This window comes from Vallitalea guaymasensis, from assembly GCF_018141425.1.
In the GTDB taxonomy this organism is placed as follows: Bacteria; Bacillota; Clostridia; order Lachnospirales; family Vallitaleaceae; genus Vallitalea; species Vallitalea guaymasensis.
Genome location: NZ_CP058561.1, coordinates 3,062,167 through 3,078,831, shown reverse-complemented (window position 1 = coordinate 3,078,831; position 16,665 = coordinate 3,062,167). Strand labels below are relative to the sequence as shown.

At 32.5% G+C, this 16,665-nt stretch carries 5 protein-coding genes; all 5 read right to left on the bottom strand.

Going from position 1 to position 16,665, the window contains the following annotated elements:
- Positions 1-6: 6 nt before the first annotated feature.
- The 5 genes from asnB to HYG85_RS13405 are packed head-to-tail and all read right to left on the bottom strand — an operon-like array spanning position 7 to position 16,646.
- A complete protein-coding gene (gene asnB, locus HYG85_RS13425) occupies positions 7-1,884 on the bottom strand; it encodes an asparagine synthase (glutamine-hydrolyzing) (RefSeq protein ID WP_212690094.1) in 1,878 nt (625 codons plus the stop codon).
- A 21-nt stretch (positions 1,885-1,905) separates the two neighbouring features.
- Positions 1,906-6,573, bottom strand: coding sequence for a type I polyketide synthase (locus HYG85_RS13420; RefSeq protein ID WP_212690093.1), 4,668 nt, complete (start codon positions 6,571-6,573; stop codon positions 1,906-1,908).
- Positions 6,574-6,613: 40 nt separating this feature from the next.
- Positions 6,614-12,535, bottom strand: a complete 5,922-nt coding sequence (locus tag HYG85_RS13415; RefSeq protein WP_212690092.1) for a non-ribosomal peptide synthetase — start codon at positions 12,533-12,535, stop codon at positions 6,614-6,616.
- 28 nt (positions 12,536-12,563) lie between these two features.
- Positions 12,564-13,823, bottom strand: a complete 1,260-nt coding sequence (gene fabD / locus HYG85_RS13410) for an ACP S-malonyltransferase (RefSeq protein WP_212690091.1) — start codon at positions 13,821-13,823, stop codon at positions 12,564-12,566.
- Between the two features lie 39 nt (positions 13,824-13,862).
- Positions 13,863-16,646 (bottom strand): non-ribosomal peptide synthetase, encoded by a 2,784-nt coding sequence (locus HYG85_RS13405; RefSeq protein ID WP_212690090.1) that lies wholly within the window; start codon positions 16,644-16,646, stop codon positions 13,863-13,865.
- Positions 16,647-16,665: the final 19 nt, after the last annotated feature.

The following is a 16,665-nucleotide window of genomic DNA, read 5'->3' as shown; positions in this document are numbered from 1 at the left end:
CTCTTTTTATGAAAGACTGTTAATACCGAATTGATCCAAAAATATATTAAAAGTCAAAGCAATAATTAACATATCATCATCATATGGAACATTAAGTTTGAATCCATCTTTTAAATATTGTTTTTTGTATCTTTCAATAGTATCCGCATTAAATATTCCCTGTCTTTTTATTTTTTCATACGATAAAAGATCCATAAAATATTCATTATTCATCTTAAGCAGATCAGAACTGCCTGGTGCTACAAAAGCAAATTTTGGACGTTTAATTATTTCCATAGGAACTACCTTTTCAGCAGTCCTTTTTAATATATATTTTTCTTTGTAAGCTTTTAACTTCATGCTTGTAGGAATTTTCTTTACAAACTCTATCACATCTTTATCTAGGAAAGGATATCTAGCCTCTACAGAATTGGCGAGAGCCATCCTATCACCATGGTCGGTAAGTAAATGGTCACCCATTCTTAATTTGAAATCAACATATGACCTTCTGTTAAATATGCTTACGTCCTTAATCCTTTCCTTATTGATTAAGGGATGCTTATAGCAGTTAAATTCATCATATACTGCATTAGCTTCTTTTGAATACAATTCTCTTACTTTTTGGGAATAGCTATAATGATATTTCTCATATAAGAAATTCTCGTCTCCCCATAACTGTTCTCTTATCTCATTTTCTCTTTTTAATTCATCTGTTATTGGCTGACTCTGCTTCTGATTGGATTTCAATTGGTCGAATCTATATCCAATATAACCACCAAATAATTCATCAGCACCCTCACCAGTAAGAATTACTTTTACATTATCAGAACAAGCTGCACTAGATAAGGCAAGTGAAGCTGTATTATAACTTTCTTTTAGGGCACTTTCTGAATGATATACAGCCTTTTTTATTCTGTCAGCAATAGAGTTAAGGTCAAATCTTATTTCATGGTGAATAGAATTCACCTTCCCTGCCATTAGCCTCTGATACTTTCCTTCTGAAATACTTTTATCATTAAAATCAACTGAATAGGAATTCCTTTGAATACCTTCACCAACTTCATATATTTTCCCTGCAATCAAAGCTGAGTCTAGTCCTCCACTTAGATAGAAACCAACTGGTACATCTGCCTGTAATCTTCTCTTAACTGATTTTGTAAGGAGGTCATTCAGATGCTCTATATAATACTCTTCATCATGAATTTCTTCTTTCTCATCTTCCTTTTGATAGATCAAATCCCAATATTCAGTGTTAACAATTCCATGAGTTCTGTCTACACTAAGGAAATGCCCCGGCTCAAGACTCTTGATATTCTTGAATAGAGTACGTGGACTTGCCATTCCTGGGAAATTCATAATCTGGTCCAAACCAGTAAGGTCTATTTGCCTTTTTACATAAGGATTCTGTAAGATAGCTTTTATCTCTGAACCGAATATAAACATTTTATCTATAACTGTATAATAAAATGGTGCTATACCTACATTATCCCTAGCACATATGAACTTTTTCTTCCGACTATCATATATGACAAATGCAAACTGCCCATTTAGATAATTAATAAAATCCGTATCATATTCCTCATATAGATGTAATATGACTTCTACGTCACATTTCGAACGAAAAGTATGACCTTTTTCTATGAGTTCTTTCTTTAATTCTTTATAATTGAATATCTCTCCATTACATATTAAAAAAATTGTATCGTTCTCATTGTTCAGAGGCTGATGACCACCTTCCAGATCCACTATGCTTAATCTTGAGAATCCTAATGCTATATTACGTTCAATATGATAACCTGTATCGTCAGGTCCTCTATGCTCAAGCACATTAATCATGCTTAACAGAACATTCCTGTCTATACGGTCTTCATCTTTCAAATCAACATAACCACAAATACCACACATATGCCACATCTCCTATAATATTTAACTTTTGTCAATAAGTCTTTCTGCTTCATCTACAGACAGCTCACCTTTTTCAAGTTTATAAAGTACATCAGTTATCATTGTGAATCTATTATCAGTATCTTTAACCTCAATATCCAACTTGCTGGTTATATATTGTGTCATTTCATTTATTGATGGATATGTAAAAATATCTGATACTTTCACTATTCCAGGGTATTTTTGTTCTACTGCCTTTGACAATGCAACTGCCTGTATGGAATCACCGCCTAGATTGAAAAAGCTCTTGTAGATATCTATATCCTCCAATCCTAATATGTCATTCCAGATTTTAATGAGTTCTTTCTCGACAGGTGCGTTATCATGTCTAATTTTTTCTATTGGTTTGTTACTGTCTTTAACTATATTATGTACTGATGTATTTTTTTTGCCTTTATTTTTCATATGCTTAAGAATTTCATCATCAAACTGTAATCCCACTTTTTCATAGAAAATTTCTAACTTCTCGTAGTCTATTTTTCCGATAATAATATTTCTATTATCACTTAACAGTACTCTTTTGAATGCTTCAATCCCGATATCAGTTGGAAGCATCTTGAAAACTCCTGTATCCTTTTGATTACTTTCATAAGCCATTCCAGCATCTTTCCATGGTGCCCAATTGATAGTTATATACTTAGTCACCTGTGTTCCCTCTAATGGTTCACTAGAGTCAAGGTATGCATTAGCCGCAGCATAGTCACCTTGACTGGGATAACCGTATAATGATGAAATTGATGAGAAATTAATGAAGAAATCTAATTTATCATCTTTAGTAATATCCAATAATGTATTATTACCATATACTTTTGGCTTAAGTACTTTTTTGAAGCTCTCATCTGTCTTGTTCATAATAAAAGCATCATCTATAACTCCTGCTCCATGCACAATGCCATTTATCTTACCAAACTTATTACGTAATTCATTAAAAATACCTGACATATCACTTTTATCCGAAACATCTCCTCTATAATAAGTTATATTGGTTCCTGATTCTGATATACTGCGTAATATATTAATATTTTCTTCAAGTTGATTATTTATAGTTTTACTATCATTAATATCATTTAATTGTTTTATTTCTTTTCTTCCAATTAGTGCTATATTAGTCTTTTTAGTATCACTAATACACTTAGCTATACGTATTCCAAGACTACCCATACCTCCAGTAATAATATACACACCATTTTCCTGAATCATATCTTGAAAATTATCAGCTGATGGTAATTTGACAGTTTCAATAACCTCTCCATAAGCTTTACCGTCCCTATAGGCTGTGTATAATTGTGTACCATGGGAATTTATATTCTCTACTACACTGTCTATCTCACTTGAAACTTTCAGATCATCTATATCCAGTACTCTGCACTGTACATTGGAAACTTCGTTAGTCAATACCTTACCCAAACCAGCCATACAACCGTTGTATGGATTTGTTCTGGACTCTTCACCTATTTTTTTCATATAATCAGTTACTAGTACTATATCCAGTTCATACTGAATCTTCATATCAATAATACTTCTAGCTATCTTCAATAAACTATATACACCTTTTTGTAGATTACTATCTATATCAGTGCTGTTATTATCGTTAAGTGAAAGCAAGTGAATAATCTGCATATTGTCATCAATACACTGGCTAAGTACTTTACTGTAGCTTTCCTGTGTATTATCAATATAAAACTTGTTACTGCTGACCTTTTCATATTTCTGTGATAAATATATCTCTGTAACGTTTTTTCTAGTCTTCTTTATTTTTTCAATGATGCCAGAAGCTTTTTTCGTTTCAGCTCCTATTATAAGGACAGGCTTCTCTATATAATCATTATCTTTTTGTACATTAGTACATTCCCTGTAAGAAATCTTATAACTATAGGAATCATCATATTTTTGCTTAGGTCTATTAACTTTCTTTGCAATAAAATCTTTTACCTTTGCAATTATCCTTCCATCTTCATTAAATAATACAACGTCACAAGAAACCATCTGTGAATTATCTTCCTTACCATTTCTATGTATAAAGGTATATATAACTTTTTCAGTCTTTGAAAAAACCTTTAGTGAACCATAATTGAATGGTAGATAAACTGCATTTCCAACATTCTGTGAAACAGCATTAATAGCCATATCATATATAGATGGATGGATATAATATTCTTCCAAATCATTTTCGTACTCTTTTGGCAATTCAATTTTAACAAGAACATCATTGTCATTCTTGTATACTTCTCTTACCAACTTGGTCCAGCGTTCTCCCAAGAATATCTGATTCTGTTTTCTATTAGAACCAGCTGATTCAATCTTATCTGTACATTTTTGTTTTACCTCTGAAAGAGTCAAATCAAGCTGATCTGAATTTACCTTAGTTATTACTTGTCCTTCACAATAGATACTATCCCATTCTTTATCATGTACACCACCATCATGATAACCACTGCCGATTGTGAATTGATAACAGTCATTATCTTGTTGTATTAAGGTCTGTACTTCCACAGGATCGTCACCTATAGTATACAAAGAGCTTAGATACACTACATTTTTAAATTCTATTGCTCCTTCTTTCTTGGTGATTCTATACATACCTTCTCTAACCATTTCTAGAAATGCTGTTCCCGGTACAATGTATCTATCAAATATCTTATGTTCGCTGAGTACCCAATGCTTCTTTAGATTGAACTCAGTATGAAAACAGTAAGCCCTCTCCTTTGAATTTATAACAGCGTAGTCTATAAGAGGGTGTTTATCCTTACTTTTTTCTATATCCAGCCAACATCTTTTCTTTTCAAATACATATGTGGGAAGGTTCACTCTCCATAATTCTTCTTTTTCATATAGCTTTTCCCACTCTATATCTGAACCTTTTACATATAAAAGTGAAAGTTTCTCTAAAATATCTTTCTTTGTATCATTTGCCAGATATTCTGTTACAAGTCGTTTTGATTCTTTATTATAATCTTTCTTAATCGCTTCTGTGATTTCATCTGTATCACGTTTTTCTTTTTTATCTGATACCACAATATGTTTTTTATATACTATATTCCTAGGAAACTCTCCATCTAAACCATTTACGCATATGTAATCCAATGCTTCACATAATTCATCAAGAGAATAGACTATTACTGCTACTCTATAATTATAATGTCCACGTCCTGTATTCATGGTATAACATATATCAGAGATATCTATTTCCCTATTTGCTGTAAGGTATTTCTTCATATCACTTATAAGAGCAGTAAGTCCTTCTTTTTTAATTGCTGAAATTGTAAATATCTTAGGTGTTTCATAACTATCAGTATTATGTGTTTTAATATTATTTTCATTTTCTTCTAAAATAACATGGCTATTGGTTCCACTTAATCCAAAAGAACTGATACCGCATCTTCTAGGAGTATCCTTGGTTGTCCAATCAGCTAATCTATTATTTACATATACCGGTGATGTCTCAAAATCAATTCTCCTGTTAGGACAGTTAAAATTTATACTTGGTGGAATCTGCTTGTTTTTTAACGCTAAAACCGTTTTTACAAGAGATACCATTCCTGAAACATTATCCAGATGGGATATATTAGTTTTAACTGAGCCTACACCACAGAACTGTTTACGACCCGTATATCTTTTAAAGGCATTGTTTATTGCTTGCACCTCTATAGGGTCACCTAATCTTGTTCCTGTTCCATGTGTTTCTATATATGAAATGGTTTCAGGAGAAACACCTGCATCCTTCCATGCTCCGCAGATTACCTCTTCTTGTGCCCCAACATTAGGTGCAGTTATACCTACTGACGAACCGTCCTGATTGATACAGCTTCCTTTTATAACTGCATATATACTGTCTCTGTCTTTGATTGCTTTGTCATAACGTTTTATAACTAATGCTATGCTTCCTTCACCGAATACCGCACCATCAGAATCATCATCAAATGTACATATCATCTCTTTATCAGATTCTATACCTAATTTTTCTTCTGAGTATACTGGACAAAAAGCTACCCTTACTCCACCAACCAATGCAGTATCTATCTCGTTGTTCCTGAGACTGCGGCATGCTAGATGCAATGCTACCAACGATGAAGAACACTCTGTATTTACAATCATGCTTGGACCCTTAAGATTCAAGATATATGAAATTCGTGATGCAACAACTGAACTAAGATTTCCTGTCTCTGCATAAGGAATCATTTTCTTATCAACATCTTTGATATATTGATAATACTCTCCTCCAGGTGTAAATCCTACGTATACCCCAGTATTACTTCCAACTAATTTTTCTCCACCATATCCTGCATCCTCAATAGCCTTCCAGACGTTTTCCAAAAACAAACGTTGATTTGGGTCCATCAATTTCGCTTCATTATAGGAAATCTTAAAAAACTCATAATCGAATTTATCTATTTCATCTAGATATCCTCCTTTTGCGAATCTGACATTACCATCATCTTCCCCTCTAAGCCTAAGATAGTCCATTACATCTTTCTGTCTGTTTCTTGACATATCATCAACACAGTTTTTTCCGTTTTTCAGATTTATCCAAAACTTATCCAGACTGCCTGCTTTAGGTAAATTTACATCAATACCAATAATAGCTATATCACGTGAGGATATTTCTTCTATTTCATCCAGTATATTATCATCTAAATCAAATCTTAACATGAATCCTCAGCCTCTCTTTCCCTTATCAATCTGCATGGCATCATTTCAAAAACAGTTCTGACACTGCCTTTATCAATTTTATATATTGTGATAAGAATATTTTCATATCATTTCTTGATAATTTTTCACTGTATTCCATGTTTATTTTTATACTGTCGGCTGACTCTTTTATCTCAATAATTACGTCATAGATGGATGTCAGTGATCCAGTTAATGGCTTATCTATAAATATCATACCTATTTCATTATCAAGTTTAATCAAATTATCTTTACCTATATTACTTATTGTTTCTTTTTTGCTTATGTAAGCTTTTTGTTTTATATTATCCAAGAACTTTTCCAGCTCTTTTATATCTTTTATTTCTTCCTCTTTTACAATGTCCATAATTGAAATATTCTTTATATCCCCTACGGTAGTGTACATTGTAAAATCTTCTTTCTCAGCTATACCATATATGTGATATGTGAATATACTTAACAACCACTCAGAAATATTATGATCTTTTATTTTTGATGCTTTCTTAATCATTTCATGTTCTTGGCTTTTTACTGTATAAGACATATTGGCGTAACTGCTTGAATTAACATTCTTGGAGAAGAATTTTTCAGGCATATGTATTGTTCCATAGGAACTCTCACGAGTATTATTATCTTTGGCAGTAATCAATAGTTGTTCAATTTTTGAAACTGTACTATTATCAAAGAAATCTGCAATACTAATTTCGCAGTTAAATTCTTTTTTGATTCTAGACTGCATTTGTACTAATAATACCGAGTCTCCTCCCACATCGAAGAAGTTATCATTGAGACCGATATTCTCTGTATTCAAAATTTCTTCCCATATTGATACTATCTTTTTCTCTATATCATTTTGAGCCCCAATGAAATTGTCATCTATGGATCTATGCTTAGGTTTTGGCATTTGTTTTCTATCTATCTTCCCATTTAGAGTCAGTGGCATATCATCTAATTGAACATAGAACTTAGGTAACATATAATATGGCAGCTTACTCTTGAGAGATTCTTTTACATCATTGATATCTACCTTTTCTTGTCCAGTTACATAAGCACATAGATAACTACTGTTTTCTTCTTCCCATTTTAAAACCACTGCACTCTGAATTCCTCTTGACTGCATTAATATGGTTTCAATTTCACCAAGCTCGATTCTATGACCATTGAGCTTAACTTGATTATCATTTCTTCCCAATATATCTAATTGACCATTTGCTAGCCATCTTGCTGTATCACCTGTTTTATATATTTTTTCTTCTTTATTGTAAGGATTCAAGATGAACTTTTCTTTTGTTAGATTTTCATTATTAACGTATCCTCTAGCCAATCCGGAACCACCAATATATAAATCTCCAGCACATCCTAATGGTCTTAGTCTAAGCTCATTATCCATAACATAAAAAGTAGTATTCAGAATAGGTCTTCCAACGGTAATTTCTTCGGATTCTGTTAATTCCCTTGTTGAGGACCAGATTGTTGTCTCAGTAGGTCCATACATATTGAAAATCCTACCCTTATATACTTTTTTGACCTTATCCAATAATGATTTGTCCAATTTTTCTCCTCCAACGAGAAGAATCTTAACTTTTTCAAACATCTCCATACATTCGTCATCTTCCAGCATCATACGAACTCTTGAAGGTGTCGCCTGTATAATATCAACATTATTGTCCATGATTAGTTTTCTAAGCAAAAACATATCCTTCTGTTGATTTTCGTCTGCTACTATGACTTCTAATCCCTGAGCGATTGAACATATGGACTCTAGTCCCCATATATCAAAAGAAACTGTTGTAAGTGCTAACATAGTATGTCCACTCTTCAATTCTAGGTTTCTCTTCATACCTAAAACGAAATTGTATAAGTTTTTATGTTCAATCATTACTCCCTTGGCTTTTCCTGTTGACCCTGAAGTATAGATAATATAAGCTAATGCATCACTTGAATATTGGAACTCCTTAGTACTATTGTCTGTTATATATTCTTTTTCATCTATTTCATCTATGCTGATAACCTTATATTCATTGTTATCAATACCAACCCTAGATATTATCTCTTTTTCGCTTAGGATAATATCAGTTTTACTATCTTTCAGCATATAATTAATATGTTCCTGTGGGAATTCTGGATCTATTGGCAGATATGCTCCACCTGACCTTAGAATACCAACCATACCAACAATCATGTTGCTGGTTCTTCTAAGCAATAATCCCACAACTTTATCTTTTCCTATACCATTTTCCTTTAATATAGCTGCCAGCTTTAATGATTTTTCATCTAGTTCCTTATAGGTCAAGGCACCATCTATCCCTACAACAGCTGTTTTGCTACTATATTCCCTGAATGTTTTTCCAAACATATCATTTATTGTCTCACTGGAGATATCTATTTCCTCTCCCTTGCTCATATCAATAAGCATTTTTTCTTCTTCTGAGTGTGAAAGCAATGTAATATCATCCAATTTGATATTTTGATTATTGATTACCTGTTCCAGAATATTTTTATAATTATCTATCATCTGCTGTATGAATATACTGTCATATGCTTGATTGCTGAAAGACAGATTGAACATCAGGTCTTCATTTGTCTCTTCTACATCCATAGTCAAATCCAAAGTTGCCGCATTAACATCATATTCCCCTTCTAATATCTTCCAATCACCATATCTAAGCTCTTTATTTTTCAAGTTGCTATGGAAAGCAAATAACACGTTAAATAATGAATTATCATCATTCTGCCTTTTTACATTTAATTTCTGTATTATCTCCTGAAATGGATAATCCTGGTTTTCATAAGCTTTTGTACACTTTTCTTTTACGTCATTCAATAGTTCATTAAAATTTTTATTAGGATTTACATTCATTCTGATAGCAAGAAGATTAATGAAATCTCCTATTAAATTTTCAGTCTGTTTATGATTTCTTCCTGCAATGGGACTACCGATAATGATTTCTTCCTGACTAATATATCTTGATACCAATATTCCATAAACTGATAACAAGGTCATAAATAGTGTGGAATCATTTTTAGCAGCAATTTGTTTAAGTTTTTCTGTTTGCTCCTTACTTACATGGAACCATAGGCTATCACCAGAATTTTCTTCTTGGTGATGATCCCCTGTGCATGGCGGTATTATTGTATAAGGTATCTTTTCTTTAAATTCATTGAACCAATAATCTGCCTGTTTTTTCATCTTATCAGTCTTTATAAGATTGTTATGCCATGCAGCAAAATCTTTATACTGTACCTTCAGTTCAGGTAAAACAGAACCGTTATATATTTTTATCAAATCTTCAAGTACCACTCCAAATGAATAACTGTCAAATATAATATGGTGTACATCATATATCAAGTACACTCTATTACTACTTATCCTAACGAGTTTTATTCTAACCAAAGGTGCTTTTTCAAGGTCAAATGGTCTCCTGAAATCTTTGATGATATTTTCTATTTCTGTGCCATTAGACTGGCTATACTCTATATCCATATCTATATTGTCATAGATCTTCATTTTAGGTATTCCATCTATGAGATGAAATCCTGTTCTCATTACTTCATGTCTATGAACTAAAGATTGAAATGCATTTTTTAACTTGTCAGTATCTACATCACCTTCTATAATTACTGCATTGGTAAGGTTATATCTTGTACTACTTCCTTCAAATAAGCATGGATAATATATTCTTTTTTGAGCTGAAGATAATTCATAGTACTCCTGCTCTTCTATTGGTGTTATGATATCATCATCACTAGAAACTGAGATAATCTCACCTAGCTGGCTGATTGTTGGATTTTTCAGTAAATCAGCTACTTCAATATGTACATCAAGCTTATCATTTATACGGTTTATGACCTTTAACGCCTGTATGGAATCACCGCCTAGTTGGAAGAAACTGTCTTCCATGGAAATGGTGTCATACCCTAAACTATAGGCTACTATCTGAGCCATCTCTATTACAACCGGTGATACAGAAGACATATTGTCCCCTGTCACTTTTATGTCTGATACCTTTCGTTCATACTCATTTGGCATATTCACAGGTGCATCTATAATAGATTTATTATGTACATTACCCTTACTCACGTCCACATCAATCCAGCATCTTGTTTGTTCAAAAGGATATACTGGTAAACTGATTTTATGGTATCTTTTCTTTTCATACAGTACATTCCATTCAACATGAATACCCTTAACATACAGTTTACATAACTTAAGAATCTCTTGATACTTTTTATCTAAATCCTTTATTTTTCTTATTTCTGTTATTCTCTCTCTCTGGTTTTCATCTATATCATCATCATAATTATCTGCTCTACCATATAAGATTCCTTTTTCGTATTCAAAGTTTAATCCATTATTGATAACCCAATCCATCTGACTCATTAGCTCATCAATGGATTTGAAAATAAAAGTTATACGCTGGGTATAATCTCCTCTACCTGTGTTAGCGGTATAACATAATTCGTCAATACTCCAATTACTCTTATTGTTTTTTATATAATCATAATAAGTGGATATAAGTCTTTTAAGTACATTCGTTGAATGCCCACTTAACTTAAGTACTCGAATATCCTCTTTTGCTTCTCTTTTCTTCCTTTTGTAAGTACCTGCTTCTTCTAGCACAACATGAACATTAGTTCCACTTAATCCAAAAGAAGTGACTCCGCATCTTCTAGGATATATGTCTGTATTCCAATCCATGAGTCTATTACTAATATAAACCGCAGAATCTTCAAAATTAATCTTTCTATTTGGTAGATTAAAATGTATATTAGGTGGAATCTGCTCATTTTTCAAAGCACATACAGCTTTTACCACTCCAAGTAGTCCTGCCGCAGTATCAAGATGTCCTAGATTAGTTTTTACTGAGCCGACTGCACAAAACTGTTTCTTATTAGTGTAGGTATCAAAAGCTTTTTTGATTCCTTCCATCTCAATAGGGTCCCCTAATTTGGTCCCTGTACCATGTGTTTCAATATAAGTGATGGATTCAGGCTCAACACCTGCATTCTCCCATGCCTTGCAGATTAATCTTGTCTGAGCCGCCGCATTAGGGGATGTCAGGCTTGCAGATCTTCCATCACTATTAATACTGCTTCCTTTAATCACAGCATATATGTTATCTCTATCCTCAATTGCATTACCTAAAGATTTTAATAGAACAGCTATTGAACCTTCTCCTCCTGAGCTTCCATCAGCACTATCGTCAAAAACCTTAGCTTTTCCATCAGGAGATGCTATCCCTATATCTGCACTTTTGATGTCATCATCAACGGTGATACTTAATCGTATACTTCCCGTTAATGCCATATCACATTCCTTGTTCCTTATTGATTGACAAGCTGTATGTAAAGCTGTCAAAGAAGAAGAACATGCAGTGTTTATATTCATATTGGGTCCCTTCAGGTCTAATAGGTATGATATGGTTCCTGCCATGGCAGAAGGAAGACTACCTGTCAATGCCTCAGACATAGATGCTTGTCCTGTCTCCATTATCATTTTCTTATATTCAAGTCTTGGGTTGAATCCAACGAATACTCCAGTTCTTGTGCCTGTTATTCTATTTTTGCCATAGCCTGCATCTTCAAATGCATTCCATGCTGTTTCCAAGAATATTCTCTGATGTGGATCCATAAGTTTTGCTTGTCTTGGAGATAGATTAAAAAAACTATAATCAAATTTATCAATGCTTTCTAGATAAGCTGCCTTAGGAAATACTGTATTATCTGAATCCTTATTACAAAAGTCCATGTAATCTATTATATCTTCTAATCTTGACTCAGGTATCTCGCTAACACAGTCTTTCCCATTACTGATATTATTCCATAATTCATCTAGGGTTTCTGCCATAGGTAACTTAACACAGATTCCGATAATAGCTATATCCTGGTCATTAACTTCTAAAAATCTATGTTTATTTTTCTCATTCATATTAACTGTGTCCATAAATCATACGACCCCTTCTTTTTATAATTTAACCAGCTATATCATCAACATAATTACTATATATTCCGTAAAATAATTCATTCATTATATAATTTCTTTCATCATCTGATACTTTCTTAGTGACTAATACTGAACTTAGCATATGATAAGCCTTCTTTGCCTCTTCCATAGTCGCCTTTTCATTATTATCTTTCATCAAGTAATAATCTTCTTTTATCATTCTATAAGGCTTTACAACACCTTCATCATATTCCTTCTCATCCCAATTATGGTTTTTAGTGGATATTGCTGATGCAATACACTTTTCAATAAAGATATTCCAGTCAACTTCATCTTTTTTGACACCGTAACATGAAACAGCTTTTTTACGAATTTCTCGGACATCTTCGTCTATATCATAAGAATAAGCATCAACATATGGGCAATTATGCTTTGTCAACTTTTTCAAAACAGATTTTGGACCGATTTCTATTAATGTATCAACGCCCATATACTCCATAAAAATCATTGATTCATTCCATCTTACAGGTTTTACTATCTGCTCAGGAAGTAATTTATATATTTCCATGGTGTCATTATAAGGTTCTGCCTTAACATTAGAGATAACTGGCATTTTGGTATCTTGAAATTTAAAATCCCCCAGATAGACAGCCATTTTATCTGCTGCATCCTTCATTAATATACTGTGAAATGGTGCTCTTACTTCTAATTCAATTATTTTTGCTCCCATTTCTTCCAGTTCCCTGCATACTGATGTCACAGCTTCCTCATTACCAGAAATAACACTCTGTTTAGGGGAATTATAGTTGGAAATCATAACAACCGAATCTCTATTACAATATTTATTGCATACATTTTGAACTATATGTGAATCTAGTCCAATGATGCAGCTCATACATCCGCCTTTTTCATTGACTGCATCCTGCATAAGTTTTCCACGAGTCTCCACTATCTTCAGTGCATCCTGAAATTTTAGTTTTCCAGAAGCTACAAGTGCAGAATATTCACCTAGACTGTGTCCAGCCATACAATATGGCTCAAGACCTATCTCATGCTCATATGCTTTGTACATAGCAATACTAGTTGTCAATATTGCTATCTGTGTATTTTTTGTACTAATCAAATCATCTCTACTGCCTTCAAAACAAAGCTTACTTATATTGAAACCCAGTATATCAGCAGCTTCTTCATATACTTGTCTAGCTTCTTTATAATTGTCGTATACCATCTTTCCCATACCTGAATACTGAGAACCTTGACCTGAAAAAACTAATGCTGTCTTTTTCATAAACTACCTCCTTAGGCTTATAATCCATTTACTTATCTTCTAATTTACTTCTAAAACATCTGAAACTATTATCTCAAGATTATCTATAATATTATTGAATAAATTTCCCATTAAGGTTTTGTTAAGATACTGACTGTTAAAACGAAATATTATACTTATCTCTTCATCAGACAAACTAACCCCAAGGAGCATATCGTATATAAGTAAGATATCCTGATTGAAATTGTAACAATCTATATCATAAAATAATGACATTACCCTCTGGTCCATCTTATGTATTTCATCTCTATTGATGTCATCTATATTGAACATAGAATCCTTAGTGTGATATGTGTTATCTAATTTTTTTAGATAATTGGTTATATCATCACCGTAATCTTCTAACTCAATAATGGAAATATTCTCTTCAGGATCACTGACAAATTGTGTCACAGCTTCCCTGCCATCACCTGCACTTGCTATATTTCTTAGAAATGAAGCCATTATTATACTTAACTCTGATATATTAAGCTTCTCTGCTGCAGTTACAACATCTATACATAAATCTTCATCCAAATCATAAATCAAGGTGGAATACTTTTTATTGTTTTTTTCCACAACAAAGTATTTTTCTTGTAGGTTACTTGAATAATTAATAATATCTTTATAACCTATTTTTTCTCTATCCTTTTCATTATTCATATTACGGTTAATCAAATTGTCTAATTCCCTTATTGTAGGATATGAAAAAGCATCTGCAACATTGATTACACCGGGATATAATCTTTCAATATCAGCAACCATTTTCAACAATAGAGCTGAATTCCCTCCCATATCGAAAAATTTCTTTTTAACACTTACTTTTTCTATATTCAAAACATTTTTCCATATTTCAATAAGATTTCTTTCTACATCTGTTATATCATGTTCATTATCTTCATCTTCCACTAAATGGGGGGCATTATCCACCATATCACAGCGGTATATCTCCACTGTTTTGCCATCCAAACTTTTTCTTGCTTTGATTCCTGTATAATAGGTCTGTCTGTAGTCATTATCTTTTTTATCATTATCAAGTTCTAAAATACATAATTCCCCTGGAAGACCATTAATTATCTCTTTGTTATTTTCATCATGAACACATAATCTATATCTATCAGGAATCTCCCCTAATGTGAACCACATACTTTCAGTTGAATCCCTGTTAAATTCATATAAGACTAAAAATGTACAGCTTTCAAACGTCTCAAAAACATATCTGCATTTTTCTGATTCTTTGTATTTCATCAACTTATTGATATCTTTAATAAGTCCTAGTAAATATATTTCTTCGAGACATACTGACTTATACGACATCACAATATCTGTACAAAAAGCTGGTACTGTCAGAGAAGTTATTTCATTCTCTTCAATAAACTTTTCCATGTACATACTATTGTTCAAAGTTTGATCAGATACTGAATATAGTACAATATTGTCTGATAACAATATACTCACTGCCCATAAAGAAGCTGTAGGCGAAAGTGTCACAGACATTGCCAAGCGTCTTTCTTCTTCGCATTCTCCCATAATCCTTTTTACGTTTTTCAAGTGATTAATCATCTGCTGTTTATTTATATCTATTCCTTTTGGAACACCATCCACATCTATTTTATACAACCTGCATAGCACATCTTTTTTATTATTACTGTTTTGTTCCTTTTTAAATGAATTATGTAAACCTAGCACTTTGAAGTCACTGGAATCTTCTTTTGTAAGTACAAAATGAGCACCACTATCTTTTAGAATGTAATCCTTATTGACTTTACTGAGTAGAGGACTTGCTATAACATAAACTCCACCAATTGAAGAAATACTTAAAATTGCTTCGATAGCACTAACAGCATCGTGTACCATGATGCATACAACATCACCTTTTTTTATCTGTTCCTCTTTCAATAGTCTAGTTGTTTTATTTACTCTTTGTTCCAATACTTCATATGTAACTGTTTTTCCATTATCTACTATTGCATTACATTTTCCATATTCTTTGACTTTATCATGAAAAATATCTATTAACTCTATGCTTCTTGTTTCATTCATCATATTTAAATCAGTGATATTCTCTTTACTTTTATGTATACTTTCTGACACATCATCTTCAATTACAGCTATGTCTATAACCTTTTTTAAATTGTTCTCTATGAGCTGACTTAATAGCTTTATGTAAACTTCCATATATGATTTAATGGTATTTTCACTAAACATCAAGCTGTTATATGTAACTTCACCTGACAGCTCACCATTTTTTTCTCTTATCACCACTGTGATTTCATTATCGCCTGACTGAGCTGTATGTTGGATTTTTGATATATCATGAATACTGTCTAGTGCTAAAATATATCTTAGTGATTCCTTTTTCTTAGTATCATCTAATGAAAATATTTCTTTTAATGGAACGAATTGATTTTTATAAGCATCTTTTATGGTCTGGGAGGTTGCCTTTATAAGATCTCTCCCGGACATATCTTCATTGAAATGCCCTACTGTAAAAACAGTTTCATTAAATGATGATTCCTTATAAACTGGTATGCCAAGAGCAACACATTTTTTTTGGGAAGCCTTATGTAAAAGGATTTTGAATCCAGATAACAAATAGATAAACAGAACTATTTTGTTTTCCTTACACAGATTATTCATTTTGTCACTCAAATCTTTGCCTAAGCAAAATGAATATTTTCTAGTTACATATTGTCCATTACACATAAAATCTCTTGGCAAGACTCCACAGTCATTTATCTTAAGCAACTGTTCCTCCCAATATTTCTTTCCTTCTAGATACTTGCTTGATACATCTGTGTTCATATTGCTACTCTCCTTACAC

Excerpts from the sequence above, each read along its gene's own strand:
- asnB (WP_212690094.1), bottom strand. The coding sequence starts at position 1,884 with ATGTGTGGTATTTGTGGTTATGTTGATTTGAAAGATGAAGACCGTATA.
- HYG85_RS13420 (WP_212690093.1), bottom strand. The coding sequence starts at position 6,573 with ATGTTAAGATTTGATTTAGATGATAATATACTGGATGAAATAGAAGAA.
- HYG85_RS13415 (WP_212690092.1), bottom strand. The coding sequence starts at position 12,535 with ATGGACACAGTTAATATGAATGAGAAAAATAAACATAGATTTTTAGAA.
- fabD (WP_212690091.1), bottom strand. The coding sequence starts at position 13,823 with ATGAAAAAGACAGCATTAGTTTTTTCAGGTCAAGGTTCTCAGTATTCA.
- HYG85_RS13405 (WP_212690090.1), bottom strand. The coding sequence starts at position 16,646 with ATGAACACAGATGTATCAAGCAAGTATCTAGAAGGAAAGAAATATTGG.